Annotated in this window: 16 protein-coding genes and 2 pseudogenes; 13 read left to right on the top strand and 5 right to left on the bottom strand. The window is 60.0% G+C overall.

All coding sequences use genetic code 11. The annotated features are described in order from the left end of the window. The first annotated feature begins 39 nt into the window (after positions 1 to 39). The 13 genes and pseudogenes from KGB23_RS05010 (at position 40) to KGB23_RS04955 (ending at position 15,297) form a co-directional block, all read left to right on the top strand. A complete protein-coding gene (locus tag KGB23_RS05010) occupies positions 40 to 1,686 on the top strand; it encodes an ABC transporter substrate-binding protein (protein ID WP_223430147.1) in 1,647 nt (548 codons plus the stop codon). Positions 1,687 to 1,731: 45 nt separating this feature from the next. After that, the gene (locus KGB23_RS05005) at positions 1,732 to 2,688 is read left to right on the top strand and encodes an ABC transporter permease (RefSeq protein WP_223430146.1); all 957 of its coding nucleotides are present in this window, start codon (positions 1,732 to 1,734) and stop codon (positions 2,686 to 2,688) included. After that, positions 2,685 to 3,557: an ABC transporter permease gene (locus KGB23_RS05000; RefSeq protein ID WP_223430145.1), complete on the top strand. Its 873-nt coding sequence runs from the start codon at positions 2,685 to 2,687 to the stop codon at positions 3,555 to 3,557. Before KGB23_RS05005 ends, KGB23_RS05000 begins: the two co-directional genes overlap by 4 nt. A 1-nt stretch (position 3,558) precedes the next feature. Continuing rightward, entirely contained in the window at positions 3,559 to 5,403 is a 1,845-nt protein-coding gene (locus KGB23_RS04995; RefSeq protein WP_223430144.1) for an ABC transporter ATP-binding protein, read from the top strand. Beyond that, on the top strand, positions 5,400 to 5,708 hold the full coding sequence (locus KGB23_RS04990; protein ID WP_223430143.1) for a (2Fe-2S)-binding protein: 309 nt from the start codon (positions 5,400 to 5,402) through the stop codon (positions 5,706 to 5,708). The genes KGB23_RS04995 and KGB23_RS04990 overlap by 4 nt, the downstream gene beginning before the upstream one ends. Then, a complete protein-coding gene (locus KGB23_RS04985; RefSeq protein ID WP_223430142.1) occupies positions 5,690 to 7,081 on the top strand; it encodes an NAD(P)/FAD-dependent oxidoreductase in 1,392 nt (463 codons plus the stop codon). The genes KGB23_RS04990 and KGB23_RS04985 overlap by 19 nt, the downstream gene beginning before the upstream one ends. Continuing rightward, positions 7,078 to 8,232 (top strand): NAD(P)/FAD-dependent oxidoreductase, encoded by a 1,155-nt coding sequence (locus KGB23_RS04980; RefSeq protein WP_223430141.1) that lies wholly within the window; start codon positions 7,078 to 7,080, stop codon positions 8,230 to 8,232. Before KGB23_RS04985 ends, KGB23_RS04980 begins: the two co-directional genes overlap by 4 nt. Then, the gene (argE, locus tag KGB23_RS04975) at positions 8,229 to 9,386 is read left to right on the top strand and encodes an acetylornithine deacetylase (protein ID WP_223430140.1); all 1,158 of its coding nucleotides are present in this window, start codon (positions 8,229 to 8,231) and stop codon (positions 9,384 to 9,386) included. The genes KGB23_RS04980 and argE overlap by 4 nt, the downstream gene beginning before the upstream one ends. Positions 9,387 to 9,438: 52 nt before the next feature. Then, positions 9,439 to 10,662, top strand: a pseudogene (locus tag KGB23_RS30350) (nitrate- and nitrite sensing domain-containing protein); the annotation flags it as partial. Between the two features lie 96 nt (positions 10,663 to 10,758). After that, positions 10,759 to 11,520 (top strand): annotated as a pseudogene (locus KGB23_RS30345) (methyl-accepting chemotaxis protein); the annotation flags it as partial. Between the two features lie 143 nt (positions 11,521 to 11,663). Next, positions 11,664 to 13,121 (top strand): NAD-dependent succinate-semialdehyde dehydrogenase, encoded by a 1,458-nt coding sequence (locus KGB23_RS04965; RefSeq protein ID WP_223430138.1) that lies wholly within the window; start codon positions 11,664 to 11,666, stop codon positions 13,119 to 13,121. 41 nt (positions 13,122 to 13,162) lie between these two features. Then, positions 13,163 to 14,242 (top strand): tartrate dehydrogenase, encoded by a 1,080-nt coding sequence (locus tag KGB23_RS04960; protein ID WP_223430137.1) that lies wholly within the window; start codon positions 13,163 to 13,165, stop codon positions 14,240 to 14,242. A 224-nt stretch (positions 14,243 to 14,466) separates the two neighbouring features. After that, positions 14,467 to 15,297, top strand: a complete 831-nt coding sequence (locus KGB23_RS04955; protein WP_223430136.1) for a substrate-binding periplasmic protein — start codon at positions 14,467 to 14,469, stop codon at positions 15,295 to 15,297. 83 nt (positions 15,298 to 15,380) lie between these two features. Here KGB23_RS04955 and KGB23_RS04950 read toward each other — a convergent pair whose 3' ends face one another. The 5 genes from KGB23_RS04950 to KGB23_RS04930 all read right to left on the bottom strand — a co-directional run bounded on the left by KGB23_RS04950 (position 15,381) and on the right by KGB23_RS04930 (position 20,190). After that, positions 15,381 to 16,565 carry an aminotransferase class V-fold PLP-dependent enzyme gene (locus tag KGB23_RS04950; protein WP_223430135.1) on the bottom strand — a complete coding sequence of 395 codons (1,185 nt, stop codon included), beginning with the start codon at positions 16,563 to 16,565 and terminating at the stop codon, positions 15,381 to 15,383. A gap of 75 nt (positions 16,566 to 16,640) precedes the next feature. Continuing rightward, on the bottom strand, positions 16,641 to 16,817 hold the full coding sequence (gene tatA, locus KGB23_RS04945; protein ID WP_223430134.1) for a twin-arginine translocase TatA/TatE family subunit: 177 nt from the start codon (positions 16,815 to 16,817) through the stop codon (positions 16,641 to 16,643). Between the two features lie 84 nt (positions 16,818 to 16,901). Next, entirely contained in the window at positions 16,902 to 17,609 is a 708-nt protein-coding gene (locus KGB23_RS04940) for a cupin domain-containing protein (RefSeq protein ID WP_223430133.1), read from the bottom strand. A 46-nt stretch (positions 17,610 to 17,655) separates the two neighbouring features. Continuing rightward, entirely contained in the window at positions 17,656 to 18,513 is an 858-nt protein-coding gene (locus KGB23_RS04935; RefSeq protein ID WP_223430132.1) for a GNAT family N-acetyltransferase, read from the bottom strand. 336 nt (positions 18,514 to 18,849) lie between these two features. Further along, positions 18,850 to 20,190: an OprD family porin gene (locus KGB23_RS04930; RefSeq protein ID WP_223430131.1), complete on the bottom strand. Its 1,341-nt coding sequence runs from the start codon at positions 20,188 to 20,190 to the stop codon at positions 18,850 to 18,852. Between the last annotated feature and the right edge of the window lie 328 nt (positions 20,191 to 20,518).

Here is a 20,518-nt window from a genome sequence, read left to right as displayed (position 1 = left end):
CACTCGAGCCTTATCACTTTTTCGAAAGGTAGAACTGACATGACTGACAATAAAAAAGATATCGACTCCCAGTTGATCACTGGTGAAGAAAGTCTGCGTGTTTTTGAAGGGCTCAATCGCGGCATGTCACGCCGCAATGCATTGCAAATGCTGGGGTTGGCAGGGGTGGCTGTCGCGGGCGCCGGTAGTCTGTTCGGCGCCGCCGGCAAGCTGTTTGCCGATGATGAAGCCGCCACCCCTGGCAAAGGCAAACCGGGCGGACGGATTCGCGTTGCCGGTCAGACCTCCTCCACCGCTGACACCCTCGATCCGGCCAAAGGCTCATCGTCCACCGATTACGTGCGCCATTACATGTTCTACAACGGCCTGACGCGTTTCGACAGCCATATGGTGCCGCAGCTGGAGTTGGCCGAGCGTATCGACACCACTGACGCCATGCTCTGGGTGATCACCCTGCGCAAGGAAGTGACCTTCCACAACGGCAAGGCGCTGACAGCCGCCGACGTGGTGTTTTCTCTGTTACGGCACAAGGATCCAATCACCGGTTCCAAGGTCCTGCCGCTGGCGTCGCAGTTCGCCGAGGTCAAGGCCGTCGGCACCCACGAAGTGCAGATACAATTGAGCGGCCCGAATGCTGAATTGCCGTCGGTTCTAGCCATCTCTCACATGTTGATCGTTCCCGAGGGGACGAGCGATTTCAGCCAGGGCATCGGTACCGGCCCGTTCAAGGCCAAGGAGTTCAAGCCCGGGGTGCGTTCGATTGGTGTGCGCAATACCAATTACTGGAAACCCGGCTTGCCGTATCTGGACGAGATCGAATTCATCGCCATTGCCGACGAGCCGTCGCGGATTAACGCCCTGTTATCGGGCGACGTACACATCGTCAACGAGGTTAACCCGCGCTCAACGATCCGCATCAAGGCCAGCACCAAGCATCGGGTCGTGGACTCTCCGTCGGGTAACTACACCGACCTGATCATCCGTCAGGACCAGCTGCCGGGCCAAAGCCCGGAATTCACCGAGGCCATGAAATACTTGCTGGACCGGGAACAGATCAAGTCGGCGATATTCCGTGGCTACGCCAGGGTCGGCAACGATCACCCGATCGCACCCGGTGCGCGCTTCTTCAACGCCGACCTGCCACAACGTGCCTACGATCCGGAAAAAGCCAAATTCCTGCTCAAAAAGGCCGGCATGGAAAGCATCACCATGCCGCTGATGTGCTCGCCGGCCGCAACCGGTTCGGTGGACATCGCTGTGTTGCTGCAGCAGTCGGCCAAAGAGGCCGGGCTCAAGCTCGACGTCAACCGCCTGCCGGCCGATGGCTACTGGTCCAATCACTGGGCGAAGCATCCGCTGAGCTTCGGCAACATCAACCCGCGGCCCAATGCCGACATGATTTTCTCGCAGTTCTTTCAATCGACAGCACCCTGGAACGAATCGGGCTGGAAAAACGAACAGTTCGACCAGCTGTTGGTACAAGCCCGCGGTGAAACCGACGAGGCCAAGCGCGGCAAGATGTACGCCGACATGCAGACCCTGGTGCATGACCACAGCGGTATCGGCGTGCCGGTGTTCATCAGCAACATCGATGGTGTCGACCAACGGGTCAAAGGCTATGGCACCAACCCCCTGGGCGGTTTCATGGGGTACATGTTCTCCGAGCAGGTCTGGCTGGACGCTTGATGAAATCGGGTTTTTGCTGCAGCGACATTGCATGAGGATTGGGTAATGAATAGCAACACACTGTGGTTGATCGGCCGGCGCCTGGGCGCGGCGATCGTGACCTTGTTGATTGTGTCCATGGTGGTTTTCGCCATCACGGCGGTGCTGCCGGGGGACGCGGCGCAACAGTCTCTGGGGCAGTTCGCCACGCCGGAACAGGTGGCAGCCTTGCGCCTGAAAATGGGGCTGGATCAGCCCGGTGTGTTGCGTTACCTGCACTGGTTGATGAGCCTGCTCAGCGGTGACATGGGGCTCTCGGTGTCCAACGCCATGCCGGTCAGCGACTTGATGGCCGGGCGTCTGCCCAACACCCTGATGCTGGCGGCCGCTACGGCGCTGGTGTCAGTGCCGGTGGCGTTGACTCTTGGCATCGGTTCGGCGATGGGCCGGGGCGGGCGCATCGACAGTGTCCTCAGTTTTTTCACCTTGACCATGGTGGCGGTGCCGGAGTTTCTGGTCGCGACCCTGGCGGTGCTGATTTTCGCAGTGAACCTGGGCTGGTTGTCTGCGCTGTCCTACGCCAGTGACATCACTTCACCCTGGCAATTCATGCGCACTTACGCGTTGCCGGTGATGACGCTGTGCTGCGTGATTGTCGCGCAAATGGCGCGCATGACCCGGGCGGCGGTAATCGACCAGCTCGACAGCCCTTACGTGGAAATGGCCCGGCTCAAAGGTGTAAGCAAGATTCGGATCGTCCTGCGCCATGCCTTGCCCAATGCCATCGGTCCCATCGCCAATGCCATCGCCCTGAGCCTGTCCTACCTGTTGGGCGGGGTGGTGATCGTTGAAACGATCTTCAACTACCCCGGCATCGCCAGCCTGATGGTCGATGCCGTGACGAACCGCGACATGGCGTTGGTTCAGGCCTGCACCATGTTGTTTTGTACGGCGTATCTGACGTTGGTGCTGATTGCCGACCTGTGCGCGATTCTTTCCAATCCGAGGCTGAGAAATCAATGAACAATCTCATTGTGAAATCGCCGGTTACTACCAAATTGGCGCTGGGCAAGGTTTCCCACGGATCGTCCTGGCTCGGCCTGATCGGCGCTGCGATGTGTGTGATCTGGTTGCTGGTGGCCATCTTCGGCCCATGGCTGGCACCGCATCCGGTGGGGCAAGTGGTCTCTGATAATGTCTTCGGCAACCTGAGCGCTGCTTACCCGTTCGGCACCGATTACCTGGGCCGCGACATGCTCAGCCGGATCCTCGTCGGCGCACGCTTCACCGTCGGCCTGGCGTTGGTGGCCGCGGTGTTGGCCAGCAGTCTGGGCACCAGTTGTGCATTGTTGTCGGTGGTGTCACCAAAGTGGCTGGATGAACTGATCAGTCGCCTGATGGACGCTTTCATTTCGATCCCCAGCAAGATGCTGGCGCTGATCATGGTCTCGGCCTTCGGCTCCTCGGTCACCTTGCTGATCTGCACGGCGGTATTGAGCTTCACCCCCGGCGCATTCCGCATCGCCCGCAGCATGGCGGTGAACATCGAAGCACTGGAGTACGTGCAAGTGGCCCGTACTCGCGGCGAGCGTCGGTTGTACATCGCCTGCGTGGAAATCCTGCCGAACATGCTCAACCCGGTGCTGACGGACCTGGGCCTGCGCTTTGGCTTCATCGTGCTGCTGCTCAGTGGCATGAGTTTCCTGGGGCTGGGTGTACAACCACCGGATGCCGACCTTGGCTCGCTGGTGCGAGAGAACATCGGCGGCCTCAATCAGGGCGCACCGGCCATCGTGATTCCGGCCCTGGCCATCGGCACGCTGACCATCGGTGTGAATCTGTTTATCGACCGGCTGTCGTCGCGACGTAGTCGACGTTCGGGAGGTCATTGAAATGAGTGAATTAATTCGGGTTCAGGACCTGCGAGTGGTCGCCTGCGGCGAGCTTGGTGAGGTGGAAATCGTCAAGGGCGTGAGCTTCTCCCTGCAAAAAGGTGAAGTACTGGCGTTGATCGGTGAGTCTGGCTCCGGCAAGACCACCATCGCCCTGGCGTTGCTCGGTTATGCCCGGCGCGGTTGTCGGCTGTCGGGCGGCGTGGTGCAAATCGGCGAACACGACATGCTGGCGTTGAATGATAGCCAGTTGCAAAAGTTGAGAGGTAACCGGGTTTCGTATATCGCCCAGAGCGCCGCAGCGGCGTTCAATCCGGCTAAAAGACTCATCGATCAAGTGATTGAGGGCGCGTTGATTCATGGCTTGGGCAGCCAGGCTGTGCTTGAGGCCAAGGCCATCGAGTTGTTCCGCGACCTGGCCCTGCCAGACCCCGATCACATTGGCCAGCGTTACCCCCATCAGGTTTCCGGCGGGCAACTGCAACGTGTCATGGCGGCCATGGCGCTGATCAGCGATCCATTGCTGGTGGTGCTCGACGAGCCGACGACGGCGCTTGATGTGACGACCCAGATCGATGTGCTGCGCGCCTTCAAACGGGTGGTCCGTGAACGTGGTGCGACGGCGGTCTACGTATCCCACGATTTGGCCGTGGTCGCGCAGATGGCCGATCAGATCGTGGTGCTCAATGGCGGCGAGATCTTCGAACAGAGTGCCACGGCACCCTTGCTCAAAGGCCCGGCCCACGAATACACCCGCAGCTTGTTGGCGGCAGCACGGCCGGACACTACGATCCGTCCGCCTTGCGGTATCGCGGAAGAGACGCCGCTGCTGACCATCCAGGGCCTGACCGCCGGTTACGGCAACAAGAACTCGCAAGGCATGCCGGCTATTCGCGTGCTGGAAGACATCGACCTGACGGTTCGCAGAGGTCAGGCCATAGGGGTGATCGGTGAGTCCGGTTCCGGAAAATCGACCTTGGCGCGGGTGGTGGCTGGATTGTTGGCGCCGGCCCTCGGCGGGCTGACCTTCGATGGTCAACCGCTGGGCGGCAGCCTGTCCGAGCGCACCGATGAACAGTTCCGACGCATTCAAATGGTGTTCCAGAACGCCGACACTGCACTCAACCCGATGCACAGTGTCAGCACCATTCTGAGTCGTCCACTGAAGATGTATTTTGGCCTCAAGGGCGCCGCGCTGCGCGAGCGCATCGGCGAGCTGCTGGACCTGGTGCGCTTGCCGCGAACCATGGCCGAACGCCGCCCGAACGAACTGTCCGGCGGGCAAAAGCAGCGGGTCAACCTGGCCCGCGCCCTGGCAGCCAAGCCGGATCTGATTCTCTGCGACGAGGTGACCTCGGCGCTGGATACCGTGGTCGGTGCAGCAATCCTCGAACTATTGCGCGACCTGCGTCAGCAATTGGGGGTGTCCTATCTGTTCATCAGCCATGACATCTCAACCGTGCGAGCCCTGTGCGACGACATTGTGGTGATGTACAGCGGCCACAAGATTCAGGCGGGTACTCGGCAATCGTACGCACAGGCACCATTCCATCCCTATACCGATCTGTTGATCCATTCAGTGCCGGAATTGCGCCAGGGCTGGTTGGAAACCTGCGGAACAACGACCTGTGGCACGCTGCCGCCCATTGGTGAAAAAGCCAATGTGCCTGGGCTGTGCACGTTCCTCAATCGTTGCCCGGTGCGGGTCGATGGCCTGTGCAATTGTGTTCCGCCGGACCGTCGGATGATTGTGGGCGGCAGTGAAATCCTTTGCCATCACGACAGTGCCGAGTTGCTGAAAACTCAGCAGGATTCCAACAGCATGACCATGGGAGCCTATGCATGAACGGGCGTTTCGTAAGACTGGCCGAACAGGGCCGGCCCACTGTCAAACTGCAGGTAGACGGCATGCCCATCGAGGCGCTGCAGGGCGATACGCTGATGGTCGCCTTGCTGACTCAGGGTTCGGCCTTGCGCCAATCGGAGTTCGATTCGGGCCGCCGCGCCGGTTTCTGCCTGATGGGCGCTTGCCAGGACTGTTGGGTCTGGACCCGCAGCGGCGAACGCCTACGCGCCTGCTCCAATGAGGTCCGTGAAGGGCTGGATATTGTCACTATGCAACCGGAGGCGATATGGCCACTGCGCGGTTGAGCACTCATCGAGTCGTTATCGTCGGCGCCGGGCCAGCCGGCACACGTTGTGCCGAAACCCTGGTAGCCGCTGGATTCAAGCCCATCCTGATCGACGAGAATCGCCGGGATGGCGGGCAGATCTACCGTCGCCAACCCGAAGGTTTTACCCGCGGTTATGCCACCCTGTATGGCACCGAGGCCGCCAAGGCCAATGACCTGCACCAGAGCTTCGACCGCTTGCGCGGGCAGATTGACTATCGTCCGGACACGCTGGTGTGGAACCTGACACCGGGGCAACTGTGCTGCGTCAGCCAAGGCAAGCACTCGACGGTGGATTACGACGCGCTGATCCTCTGCACCGGCGCCACCGACCGCTTGATGCCGATCGAAGGCTGGCAGTTGGCAGGCACGTATAGCCTCGGCGGTGCGCAGATCGCCCTGAAATCTCAGGCTGTGTCCATCGGCCACCGCGTGGTGTTCATGGGCAGCGGACCGCTGCTGTATCTGGTCGCCAGTCAGTATGTGAAAGCCGGGGCAAAAGTCGCGGCAGTGCTCGATACCTCGCCGTTGAGCAAACGGATTGGCGCATTGCCGAAACTGCTGGCGCGTCCGGGATTGCTGTTCACCGGAATGAAGCTGTTGGCGCAGTTGTATCGCGCGAAGATCCCGGTGCACCTGGGCATTTCGCCGCTTCAAGTGCAGGGCGATGCAGCCAGCGGTGTCAGTGGCGTGCGCGTGCGCACGGCGCGCGGTGAGACCTTGACGGTGGATTGCGATGCCGTGGCGCTGGGTTATCACCTGCGCCCGGAAACCCAGTTGGCCGACCTGGCCGGTTGCCGTATGCGCTTCGATGAAGCGTCGAGCCAATGGTGGCTGGCCACAGATGAAGACGGCCGGACCTCGGTCAGCGGCGTGTATGCCGCCGGCGACGGTTCGAAGATTCGCGGTGCCGATGCGGCCGAACACGCCGGGCGCCTGGTGGCAATGGCGTTGCTGGAGGATCTGCAGCAACCAGTGAATGTAGGGTTGCGCGACGAACAACGGCACGCGTTGGCGGTGATGGATGAATTTCGTCTCGGTCTCGCGCAGGCCTTTCCCTGGCCAAGCGCCCAGGCCAAAGCGCTGCCGGACGAGGCGATTGTCTGCCGTTGCGAAATGATCACGGCCGGCGAATTGCGCCGCACCGTCAGCGAAAAAGGTGCCTGCGAAGTCAATCGGGCCAAGGCGTTCAGCCGGGTTGGCATGGGTCGCTGCCAGGGACGTTACTGCTCCCAGGCCGGGGCTGAGGTGATTGCTGCCGCCGCGGGCGTCAGCGTGCAACAGGTCGGCCGACAACGGGGTCAGGCGCCGGTCAAACCCCTTTCGATACTCACCGAGGAGGTGGCGCCATGACGGTACAGAAAGCCGATGTCGTGATTGTTGGCGGCGGCCTCATGGGCTCGGCGGCGGCGTTTTTCCTGCGCCAGCGTGGGCAGTCGGTGATTTTGCTGGAACGCGACCAGATCGGTCAGTACGCCAGCGGCGTGAATTTCGGCAACGTGCGGCGTCAAGGCCGATTCCTCGGCCAGCTGGAATTGGCCAATCGTTCCTGGGCGTTATGGAAGCGTCTGCCAGAGCTGATCGACGATGACCTCGAGTTTATCGCCAGCGGGCATATGCGGGTGTGTTACCGCGAAGACGAGATCGCCGAACTGCAAGCCTATGCCGATGCGCCCGAAGCGGAGCAGCTGGACTTGAAGATCTTTCGTGGCGACGAGTTGCACAAGCGCTTTCCATTTCTCGGCCCGGATGTGAAGGGCGGCTCTTATGCTCCCCACGACGGGCACGCCAACCCGCGTCTGGCGGCCCCGGCATTTGCCCGTGCGGCACGACGCCTCGGTGCGCGGATCGAAGAGCGCACTGAAGTGGCCGAGGTGCAAAAGGTCGGCGGCGAGTTCAGCATCAGTACCACCGACGGTCGTCAGTTCAGCGCCGCCCAGCTGTTGATCACCGCTGGCGCCTGGGGCCAAAAACTCTCGGCGCAGTTCGGCGAACCGGTGCCGCTGGACACCCATGGCCCGCAAATGGCCGTCACCGAGCCAGTGCCTTACGCCTTGCCGACAGTCATCGGTGTCTATACCAAGATTCCCGAGGAAGTAATTTATTTCCGCCAAATACCCCGTGGAAACATCATCATCGGTGGCGGCTATCGCAGCGAACCGGACATGCTCAACCGCCGGGCCTATGTCGAACCGCGCAGCATCCTCAATCAGATGGAGCAGATGCGCCGCCTGCTGCCGGGTGTCGGCAACCTGAACATCATTCGGGTCTGGAGTGGTATCGAAGGTTACCTGCCTGATTCCCTGCCCGTTATGGGACCAAGCGGCACCGTTGATGGTTTGTTCTATGCGTTTGGTTTCTGCGGTCACGGCTTTCAGCTCGGCCCGGGCGTCGGCGACGTGATGGCCGAGCTGATCAGCACCGGCAGCACCAGCACTTCGATTTTGCCGTTCTCCATCAACCGGTTCGCCTCTTCAGTCGAGCAACGGAGCAAGGCCTCATGAAGCCCCGCGTACTGGAGATTCTCAAACGGTTGATGGCTTTCGACACCGTCTCTTCGGAGTCGAATATGGCCTTGATCGAGTACGTGCGCGAGCTGTTGCTGAGCAAGGGCATCGAGTCGTTGATCGTCAAGGATGAAAGCGGCAAAAAAGCCAATCTGTTTGCCAGCACCGGTCCACGGGAGGTGCCGGGGATTCTGCTGTCCGGCCATACCGACGTGGTGCCGGCAGCAGGGCAGGCCTGGACCTTTCCCGCGTTTCAGGCGACGGTGCGGGACGGGCGGATTTATGGCCGTGGCAGTTGCGATATGAAGGGTTTCGTCGCACTGGCTATCGACGCCATGCTCGATGCCGCCGATCATTCGTTGAGTCGGCCGTTGCAACTGGCGCTGTCCCATGACGAAGAAATCGGCTGCGTGGGTGTTCGACGCTTACTGGATGTGTTGCATCTGGCACCGGTGCGGCCGTTTCTGTGCGTGATCGGTGAGCCGACCAACATGCAGTTTGTGCTTGGGCACAAGGGCAAGGGTTCTTACCGTTCTTACTGTCGCGGCCTGGAAGCTCATTCCTCCCTGGCACCGCGCTCGGTCAATGCGATTCACGTGGCTTGCGATTTTATCGCTGCGCTACGTCAGGGCCAGCAGCAACTGCAAGAGCAGGGTGCCCAGGATGCCGAATACGACGTGCCCTACAGCACCGTGCATGTCGGGCAAATTGTCGGCGGCAAGGCGCTGAACATCGTGCCGAACTTGTGCACCCTGGATTTCGAAGTGCGTAACTTGCCGGCGGACGACCTGGATCAGTTTCTGGAGCAGATGCGTGCGCGGGCCGAAGTGATCGTGCGCGAAGCCAAAAAACTGTCTAGCGTGGCGGATATCGAAATTGAGACCCTGAATGTCTATCCGGGCCTCGAAACACACCCGAGCGTCGAAGCGGTGCGTTTTCTGAAAAACTTCGCCGCCCCGGACACCGGCACTGCCAAAGTCTCCTTTGGCACCGAGGGCGGGTTGTTCAAACAACGCCTGGATGTGCCGGTGGTGGTCTGCGGTCCAGGCTCGATAGAACAGGCACACAAGCCTGACGAGTTTATCGAGATCAGCCAGATGGAAGCCGGCGAGCACTTCCTGCAAGGGTTGTTGGGCTCGATGCGGCTTTAGTGTTCCGCCCGTTCACCGTCAGCCATCCGCAACCCTTCTGGAGCTACCTCCCATGAAAGCGCTTGAGCGCCTGTCATTCGCCGGCAAGTTCGCCTTGCTCGGCTCGCTGGCCGTGACGCTGATCACCATCCCGACCGGCCTCTACGTACTGGGCGCGTATCACAATAGCCTGCAGACCAATCAGGAGCTGCGGGGTATACGTCCGGTACAGGCATTGCTCGAGCTGGTCCACTTGACGCAGCAGCATCGCGACTTGGCATCCGTCGTGCTGACCGGCAATCGAGATTTCAACAAAGCCCGTTCGGACAAACAGGCTGAAGTGGATCGCGCTGTCGAGGCAACCGAGCAGGTTTTGCAGGAGGCACAAGTCGCCCCCAGCCTTCTGGCTGCCTGGCGACAGGCCCGGCAGCAATGGCAAGCGCTGGCCGGCCAGGTCGATCAGGCCGCCATCAAGGGCTCGCAAAGTCTGGCCCGGCACAGCCAGTTGATCGCAGCCTATCTGCTGATCGAAGACGCAATGCTCGATCACTTCAAACTGTCCCTGGATCCAGTTTTAGGGACTTACTCGTTGATGGCGGGTGCCTTGATCGAATTGCCGCAAGCCACCGAGTTGTTAGGTCAGTTGCGTGGTGCTGGCGGTCTGTATTTGGCGCAGGGCCGGATCCTGCCTGAGCAACAAGGTGCACTGCGTGGCTTGGCCACTCAGGCGCTGAGCAGCGTTGACAAGACGGCACGTGCCTTGACCAAGGCGAGTGCCGCCGAGCCCGAACTCAAGACTCTGCTGGACGCGCCGCTAACGGCACTAGGTCCGCAAATCCATCAGGCGCTTGAACTGAGCAATGCGCGATTGGTATCGGCCGTCGAAATGGACATGGATTTTGCTCCCAGTGCAAACACCGCCGGGAATAACGAGTCTACCGATGCCTTGTACGCGCTTAAGCTGAATTACCCGGTTGGCGACTATCTGACGGCTTACAACAAACCTGTTGACGCCTTGTATGCCGTTGGCCGTTCTGCGCTGACGGCACTCGATGAGGCGCTGGTGAAACGCCGCGACAGTGCCCGGCAGAGCTTCATCCTGATGTCCACAGGTCTGCTGGCGCTTCTGCTAGCCGGCGGTACCTTGGCGACCTTGATCGTGCTGCGTCTGCTCAAACAGTTGGCTATTGCCATGGCGGCGGCCGAGCGTATCGCCAAGGGTGACCTGACCCAACCCCTGGATATCGTCGGCATGGATGAAGCGGCGCGCCTGTTGCAGGCGCTTGGGCGTATGCAAATGAACCTGCGCAGTACGGTCAGGCAGATTTTGAGTTCTTCCGAACGACTGGCCATGACGTCCGCTCAGTTAAGTGCAGTGACCGATGACGCCACCCGTGGTGTGCAACGGCAGAGCGCTGAACTCGACCACGCGGCCACTGCGGTCACAGAAATGACGGGTGCAATCGAAGACGTGGCGCGGAATGCCGCCTGGGCCTCGGAGGTTTCCCAGGCAGCAGACCAGCGCTCGCGTCAGGGGCAGGAGAGCGTCAGCCGTACAGTCGGCGCCATCGAATCGTTGACCGGGGATATCGAGGACACCGCAAACGCCCTGCAAACCCTGGCAGGCCAGATAGGTGATATCGGCTCGGTGTTGGATGTGATTCGCGGCATTGCCGAGCAAACGAATCTGCTCGCCTTGAATGCGGCGATCGAGGCGGCTCGCGCGGGCGAAAGCGGACGGGGTTTCGCCGTGGTGGCTGACGAGGTCCGGGCCTTGGCGCAACGAACCCAGGAGTCGACCAAACAGATTGAGACCATCATCGGCTCGGTGCAAAAAAGCAGTCACGGCACTCTGCGAGCCATGCACAGCAGCAATGGTAAAACCCGGGAAACCCTGGAGGTTGCCCGTGCGGCAGGTGCGGTACTGAATGCCATCGTCGACGACATCGCCCAGATCAATGAACGCAATCTGTGTATCGCCAGTGCCACCGAAGAGCAATCCCAGGTTGCCCGTGAGGTGGATCGCAACCTGCTCAATATTCGTGACGTTTCCCAACAAGCCTCGGCCGGGGCCAATCAGAGCCAGGCCTCAAGTCGGGAACTCGCCGGCTTGGCCAGCGAGCTGAATGGCATGGTCAAGCACTTCATCGTCTGATTGAGACTCGTTGCACTCACCTACAGTAGAGGTTGCTGTCGAATGCTGATTTTCAGCATTCGAGGCTGCAGAGGCGGCGCTTTCAGCATCCTTGCCTGTGGCGAATCAATAGACTGAAGGCTGTCTCGGAACAGGACTCGACCATGCTCAAGAATCGCCTGAAAGACCCCAGCCTGCTGGTAGAACTCGCTTACATCGACGGTCAGTGGATCAGCGCCGACAACGCCGCCACCCTCGACGTCATCGACCCGGCCAGCGGCCAGTTGCTCGCCCGCGTACCCGCGATGCAAGGCAGCGAAACCCGACGCGCCATCGAAGCCGCCGAACGCGTATGGCCGGCCTGGCGCGCACGCCCGGCGGCAGAACGGGCAGCGCTGCTGGAACGCTGGTATCAGGCGATGATCGACAACCTCGACGACCTGGCGCTGATCATGACCAGCGAACAGGGCAAGCCGCTGAATGAAGCCAAGGGCGAGATTCGCTATGGTGCCAGTTTCGTCAAATGGTTCGCCGAAGAAGCCCGCCGGATTTACGGCGAGACCATACCGGCACCCAGCGGCGACCGCCGCTTGCTCACGCTTAAGCAGCCGGTCGGGGTTTGCGCCGCGATCACCCCGTGGAACTTTCCTAACGCGATGATCACCCGCAAATGCGCACCAGCCCTGGCGGCGGGCTGCCCGATCATCGTCAAACCCTCGGATCTGACCCCGTTGTCGGCCTTGGCGCTGGCGGTACTGGCCGAGCGGGTTGGTATTCCGGCGGGAGTTTTCAACGTAGTGACCGGCATGCCCGCCGGCATCGGCGAAGAACTGACCGTCAACCCGACGGTGCGCAAAATCTCGTTCACTGGTTCCACCGCTGTCGGTCGGCTGCTGATGCGTCAGAGTGCCGAACACATCAAGCGCTTGAGCCTGGAACTGGGCGGTAACGCGCCGTTCATTGTGTTCGACGACGCTGATCTGGAACAGGCAGTGGCCGGCATTATGCTCAGCAAGTTCCGCAACGCCGGACAAACATGCGTCTGCGCCAACCGGATTCTGGTACAGGATGGAATCTACGAGCGCTTCGCCCAGCGTCTGGTGGAGGAGGTGGGCAAGCTCAAAGTCGGCAATGGCCTGGACGCCGACGTGACCATCGGCCCATTGATCAATGCGGCGGCGGTGAGCAAGGTCGCTCGACATGTCGACGATGCGTTGAGTCAGGGAGCCCATCTGCTCTGTGGCGGCATCCCCGAGGGCGACAGCCAGTTCGTCCAGCCCACGGTACTCGGTGAGGCTCATGCCGGGATGTTGCTGGCCAGCGAAGAAACCTTCGGCCCCGTTGCACCGCTGATGCGCTTTACCAGTGAAGAAGAGGCGTTGGCTCTGGCCAATGCCACACCTTATGGCTTGGGCGCCTATTTCTTCACCCAGGACTTGCGCCGTTCATGGCGCTTCGGCGAGGCGCTGGAGTTCGGCATGATCGGTCTCAACACCGGGATCATTTCCATGGAAGTCGCCCCCTTCGGCGGTATCAAGCAATCGGGTCTGGGCCGTGAAGGCAGCAAGTACGGCCTGGATGAATACCTTGAAGTCAAAGCCTTCCACATCGGTGGGCTGTGATCCGGTCACCCTTTGAACAGATATTTGAGGAGCCACGATTGATGAGCAAACCATTCAGAATCGCCGCGATTGCCGGCGATGGCATTGGCAAGGAAGTCTTGCCGGAAGGGCTGCGGGTACTGGAGCAGGCCGCGAAAAAATGGCAGCTGGATTTGAGCATCGAAGTACTCGACTGGGCTCACTGCGATTACTACCTGGAACACGGGCAGATGATGCCCGCCGACTGGTTCGAACAACTCAAGGGTTTCGACGCGATCTATTTTGGCGCCGTGGGCTGGCCGGACAAAGTGCCGGATCACATTTCCCTGTGGGGCTCACTGCTGAAGTTTCGCCGTGACTTCGACCAATACGTGAACATCCGTCCGGTACGACTGTTTCCTGGCGTGCCGTGTCCGCTGGCCGGACGCGAAGCGGGGGACATCGACTTCGTGGTGATCCGCGAAAACACCGAAGGCGAGTATTCCTCGGTCGGCGGCAAGATGTTCGAAGGCACCGAGCATGAATTCGTGCTGCAGGAGTCGGTGTTCACCCGACGCGGCGTGGACCGGATTCTCAAGTTCGCCTTCGATCTGGCCCAGACCCGACCGCGCAAACGCCTGACGGCGGCCACCAAGTCCAACGGCATTTCCATCAGCATGCCGTACTGGGACGAGCGCACTGCATTGATGGCTGCGCAGTACCCGGACGTCACTTGGGACAAGCAGCACATCGACATTCTGTGCGCGCGTTTCGTGCTGCAACCGGACCGTTTTGATGTGGTGGTGGCGTCGAATTTGTTCGGCGACATTCTGTCCGACCTGGGACCTGCCTGCGCCGGTACCATCGGCATCGCTCCTTCGGCCAACCTCGATCCGGAGCGACGTTTCCCCTCGCTGTTCGAACCGGTCCATGGCTCGGCGCCGGATATCTATGGGCAGAACATCGCCAACCCGATTGCGATGATCTGGTCCGGTGCCTTGATGCTGGACTTCCTGGGCAATGGCGATGAGCGCTACCGGGCGGCCCATGACGGTATTCTCAAGGCCATCGAGCAGGTTATCTCCGAGGGACCGATCACCCCTGATCTGGGTGGACAGGGCTCGACCCAGGATGTCGGCATGGCAATCGCCTCGGCGCTGTGAGCTGAGGAAACACCAGGTCGGCTTGACCGCTCTATTCATTCTTGTGTTTCACCCTTTTAGCCCGTCTCACTGCGGGCTTTTTTTATCACGCGCAAATACCCCTCTGACAGTCTCTTCTCAAGGCGGCCCCCGCCTGCGCAGTGGAATCGCTTCTAACGGCTCTTTCCTTCAGTGTTGCGAAGGGCCAGCGAAGAGGGATCAAAGGAATGTGAAGGAAGTCGAGTATGCGGTTGTTATTGATGGTTTTGGTGGGCTGCGCCATGCACGCCAAGAGTTGGGCGAGCTCTCCCATAGACGTGGTCATTCTCTGTGACGCCGGCTACCCGCCATACAGCTACGCCGAGGGGGATGAGGTCAAAGGGCTTTACACCGATATTCTGCGCACAGCTTTTAGCCGCATGCCGGAATACAACGTGCACATTCGTCCCGTGCCCTGGGCGCGCGGTCTGGCGGAAGTGGCCAGCGGCCGTGCCTTTGCTCTCTATCCGCCCTACTATCGCCCCAGCGCACGGCCCTGGATGGACTACTCGCGGCCTATATTGAAGGAGAAGGTAGTCGTCTTTGTGCGCGCAGAGTTGGCGCGAAAACAGCCGGTCGAACGTTTCCCGTTTGCCTATAGCGGTCTACGTATTGGCGTGAACAGAGGGTTCATGAGCATTGACGACCAGGATTACCAAAGCATGCTCGCTACAGGTGCCTTGAAGCAGAGTTATGCCAACGACAATCGTACCAACCTGGCCAGGCTCTACCATGGGCGAATAGATGTCTATATCAATGACCGCCTTTCGGTCCAATGGGAACTTGAGCAGATGCAGCGCGAGGGCGTCTTTGTCCAGAGTGATCTCAACTGGCTAGTCGAAGGACCTTGGCTCTCCGGTGAGGCGGGGTACCTTGGTTATACCCGGCTCAATGCTACGGCTTACCCTTACAAGCCCAAATTCATGCAGCGTCTCGATAAGATCCTGGCGGAGTTGGAACGTGATGGCAGCATCGAACGCCTGGCAAAAAGTTACGATTTGGTTAGTCCCTTGTACTCCCCAGGTGATGGCATCTAGCTGCGGTGGGGGGAACACACTCAAGCCTCCTTCAGGGGGCCACCGCTTCCGCGGGTCTCAAGTGTATCCCCTGACCAGCCAGGCTATCTGCTTGCAACCACCTGCTTTAGCGCCTCGACAAAGCGGCACAGATCGCTCTTCTGCGTGTAGATGCTCGGCGATACCCGAAGTCCGCTGATGTGTCTGATCTGGCGGAACTTGACATGCACTCCGTGGGTGTTTCGAAGCTCCTGCTCAACCCATCGAGCATCGCATTGATCGATAGAGAACAGGCTTACTGCGCCCAGCTCGACGGTATCAAGTGGCGTGTGAAGCCTGAAACCGGGAATGTCTTTGGCGAGGTCAACCCAGTAGCGGGTCAGCTCCTGTAGACGCGTGTGAATGGCTTGCGTGCCGATTTCCGTATGGAAACGGATAGCCGGGGCAATGCCCGCCTGTATCGCCGAGTTATAGGTGCCGAGATTCCAGTGGTCGAACTTGTCGATCTGTAGCGGCGGAGGGTCGAAAGGCCCCAGCAACGGCCAGGTGCTGTCGATTCGGTCGCGCCTGACAATGAGCATGCCATTGCCGACCGGCGCGCCCAGCCATTTGTGGAGGCTGGTGACGAAGTAGTCGCAATCCAGTTCGCGGAAGCTGAGCGGCATCTGCGCAAACGTCTGGGCACCGTCCACCACCGTGATAATCGCCTGCGCCCGGGCCAGCGCACAGATACGTTTGACCGGAAGGACCCGCCCGGTCCAGTGCAGCATGTGGGTCAACTGGATCACCCGGGTGCGCGGGGTAATTGCCTGCGCATACGCTTGCACGATGACATTCTCATCGTCCATCAGGTCGAAGTCGACGGTCACTACTTCGATGCCTTCGCGCTGCTGACGCTGCAGCCATCCGGCTATTACACTCGGGTAGTCCCACAGTGAGACCAGCACCTGGTCGCCGGCCTTCAATGGAATGCCGAAGATGGCTGTCGACAAGCCTTCGGATGAGTTGCGGTTCAGGGCGATCTCATCGGGATCGCAATCGGCCATGTCAGCCAGCTGTTGCTTGATCGTAGGGAGCTCGGCGTCGAGCTTGCTCCACATATTGACGTCCGGGTTTTGGCTGATCAGCCGATAGGCATCGATCATAGCCTGCTCTACCACCAGCGGCGGCGGACTCACGGCCGCGTTGTTCAGGTTCAATAGGGGGCGCTGCTCTGGATAGGCTGCGCGCACACGCTCCCAGAATGCTTCCCCGGCGACAGAATTGTCTGACATCAGTTGCACTTCCATTTCCGCTTCTCACCTCTGTTTGAATTGTGACTGGGGCTTGGGTGCTCGCCACACCCACGATCTTCAACACCACGATTAGCGATCCCTGGGTTCCTCGGTAACTGGCTTATCGTCGCCCATGGATTTGCGGAACCCCCTGATCGTGTCGCCGAGGTCCGACCCCAAGCCTTTCAGGCGCCTGGTTCCGAACAGCATGATCACGATCAACAGGATGATCAGGAGTTTTCCGGTACTGAAGCCACCTAATCCCATTGTCTGAGCTCCGCAAGTGATTGATCGGTTTGCTGGGGGGGCCGGCGGAGGAAAACTCATCTGCCGGCGCTAACGCGATTCGAGTTATTTGACGACGTAGAACTTGCGTACGTAGACGCTGCTATGCCAGGCGCATGGGGCACCTCGGGACACAAATACCGTATCGCCGGTGTTGACCGTCAGATCGGTCCCGTCCGCCACCTGGAGGGTGACGCTACCTTCGATCAGGTGCATCAGTTCATGCAGCAGGTGCGGCCTCGCCCCGCGGGTATAGGGTGTCGAATCCCAGACGCCGATGCGCAGGTTGGTCGCCTCTTCGACAAACAAATTGTGTGAGCGACATTGCGGTGCCGGGCTTAGCAGAATTTCTGGCCCCGGTGCCGCCGAGGGAGAGAGCAGGGTTAGCGGGGGGAGCGCGGTGAGCCCGGGATGGCGCTCTTCAACGAGCTGGGTATCCGCGCAGAATGCCCAGAGAGAGTCGGGTTGCGCCTCGATCTGGAGCGACGTACCGCGGGCGATCACGGCGCTGTCGCCGGGATTTAGTTGGAGCCTGTGATCCTGGCTCTGCAGGGTGACGCGTCCCGCGTGAACCACGATCGTTTCGCTATAGGGATAGTCATCGACGTTGAACTGTCCGCTCGCCTGGACCACGCCGGCAGCGATGTCATCCGGCCCGAGATAAGCAATGTACCGGTCGAAAGGATCGGTGCCCCCCAACGAACCGGGGGTGAATTTTGTTGAAGCGGGACTGCCGTCGGCGTGTGCCAACAGCACTGCAGTGGGTTCGAGCATGAAGGTGTTTCTCCAGGAAAATGCATTGGATGTAACGCTGGGTTTGTCAGCCGATGGCCTGAGTCACCAGAGCAAACTGGCGCACTGTGCCGATAGCCTGAGGTGGGGTGCCACGAGCCATTTGCGCAACGGTGTCGACGTGCTTTAGCCCGGTCTCTTCCAGCCAGGGGGCCAGACCGCTGTCGGACGGTATATCCATGCGCACGAAGGCGTCCGGTACCCGGGCCAACAACACCGCGATCAAGTGCTTGGCCTGCTCTGGATTTTCGGCGATGACCGGGCCGATACAGCGACCACGGCCGAACGAACGCAGCATGGCGAAGGCTCGCAGCTGACCATCGCGCTCGATACCGACCGAGTGTTCAACGACATCGAACAGATCATTGAGCACGACTTCTCGGTCCAGGCCGCTTCCGGCGTTGGCCAGTTCGATTTGGACGGCCCGATCGGCTTCGGTCAGCGGGCGGCAGCGCTCACCGGCTGCCAGATCATTTGGTGCAGGAGCCCGCGCGTGCCCCTGATGTTGTTGAATATGTCCAAAGTCGATGAATCCCTGGCTGGCATAAAGTGGGGCACCGGCCAGCGTCGCATTGAGTATGGCGGTACGTGATCCGCAAGCCTCAAGTGCCAGTTCCATCAGCTTGCGACCTATACCCTGGCCCTGGTACTCATCACTGACGATCACCAGGCCGATAGTGGCGTAATCTCCCTGCGGACAGGTAAACGCGGTACCGATCAAGCGGCCTGCGTCTTCTGCGACAAAACCCTTCGCGATGCGCTGCAACATGGCCCATTCCTCCAGGCGGTGGGGCCATTTCAACTGTACGGACAAGGCGTGGGCCAACGGCACATCGGCCGGAGTCATGGGGCGATAGCTATACGCAGGGCGTGGCGAGACGGACATGTCAGGTCTCCAGTTGAAGGGGGCGTAATCGGTCGGATTTCTCCGCTGAAAGTATTTGTATCTCACCTGCGGCGAAGCCTGACAAGAGGCTCCAATTGATTCGGCAGATTCCGTCATCGATGGATCTGCAGGCCACAGTTACTGCTCAAATGAGAAGCAGTATCGGCAGCAAATACCGGGTCGGTTTTCAGGATGCAGGCCAACGCAAAAGGCGCTTCTGATGGAGGGATTGCTTAAAAAAAAGGCGCCCGGATGGGCGCCTCAAGGCTAAGGGAGCGGGAGCAGACCTTCAAGAAAGTCGGCCGGTCCACGAGCAAAACCGGCCAGGATCAACCGTTACAGAATGCTCAGCGGGTACTCGATGATCAGGCGGACCTCGTCGATATCGCTCTCGAACGAGGTCGCGCGATGCGTAGCCTGGCGCAGGCGGAAGGACAGGTCCTTGGCGGTCCCTTCCTGGACCACGTATTTTGCTTCCAGGTCACGCTCCCACTCCTTCTGGTCGTCGCCCACCTTGTTGGCATAGGCACCATGCGGATCGGCCTTGGTGCCATCGATTTGATCACCCTTGACATAGCGGGCCATGAAGCTCAGCCCCGGTATGCCGAACGTGGCCATGTTCAGGTCATAACGAGCCTGGATGGAACGCTCGTTGGGGGCGTTGAAGTCGGAGTACTGAATCGAGTTGGCCAGCCAGATCGAGTCCACACCGATGTAGTCGAAATACTCGTCGCCATCGATCTTCTGATAAGCCAAGGTGAGCTTGTGGGCCCCCAAGGAATAGGCCGCCTTTGCCGACCAGCTCGTAGTGTCCAGTTTACCGGCACGCGCTTCGCCTTGGTCCTGGGTCTTATAGGCCGTCAAGCCAAAATTCAGCGATTGCTGATCAGTCAGAGGGATCGTATAGGAGGCACTGCCGAAGTGCTGACGCCAGACATTCTCGGCCTCACTGGTGTACGCCATCAGGCTGAGGTTGTTGTTGACTTTATAGGTGCCGCCAATGAAGTCGACACTGTCAGCTTCGGTCCCACCGTAAGTGGTGAGCAGTTTGTCATCGGAGTTGGTCGAGGCTCGATTGTTGAATGCGGTGAAGTGGCCAGCCTCGAAAGAAACAGCGTCGAACTCTTTGCTTGTCAGTTGGAAGCCGGTAGCGGTTTCCGGCAGCAAGCGATTGTCGCCGGTGGCGAATACCGGAGCGGTCGGGCGTTGTTCGCCGTACTTCAGCACGGTAGAGGAAATGCGCATCTTCACTGCGCCGCCGATCTCGCCGTAGCTGTCTGGCACTTCAGCGTCGGCGGTGCGGTTGTTGCTGATCGGCAGCAGGCCGGTCCCGGCTCGGCCGCGGCCGCTATCCAGCTTGACCCCACCGTAGGCGAAGGCATCGGTGCCGAAACCGATGGTGCCCTGGGTGAAACCGGAGGCGAAGTTGAGCATGGCACCCTGTGCCCACTCCTCCCGATAGCCATTGCGCTCGCTGGCCGGCTTGGCGCCGTTGGTGCCCTGGCTGTTGCTGCCGCCATCGCGAAAGTCGCGGTTCATGTAGAAGTTACGGTTGAGCAGTCCAAGGCTACTGTCTTCAATGAAGCCTTTGGATTCTTGTTGCTGTCCAGCTATTGCCAGTTGCGCGGTGGCAGCAATGACAGCCAAGGAGAGAGAGCTTTGTTTTGCGAAGTTCATCGCTTACCCCATTTGATCTTATTAGTGTTCGTTGCCTGCGCGGCAGGCAACGCTCTTACGGCAGCTCAGGTGAACCACTGCGAAGCAAACCCGGGAGCATCTTGTCGAGCACCGTCTTGCGGTGGACTTGATCTGCACGGCCGGGCGGCACACAGCGGGTGGCTATATCGCAGCTACGGCGAGGCCTGACAATGGGCTGCAATCAATTCGGTAGATTGCATAAGTTGCGGCTTCAGGGGCCGCAATTACTGCTCAATTGGGGGGCGAGGTCAGCAGCAAATGTCGGCTGGTTCTTGGGGGGAGGTATGCGCAGAAACAGCAAAATGAG

Origin of the sequence: Pseudomonas sp. GL-B-26, assembly GCF_019947405.1 — a bacterium.
In the GTDB taxonomy this organism is placed as follows: domain Bacteria; phylum Pseudomonadota; class Gammaproteobacteria; order Pseudomonadales; family Pseudomonadaceae; genus Aquipseudomonas.
Note: the sequence above shows the minus strand (reverse complement) of the source record. Positions and strands in the feature narration are given on the sequence as shown.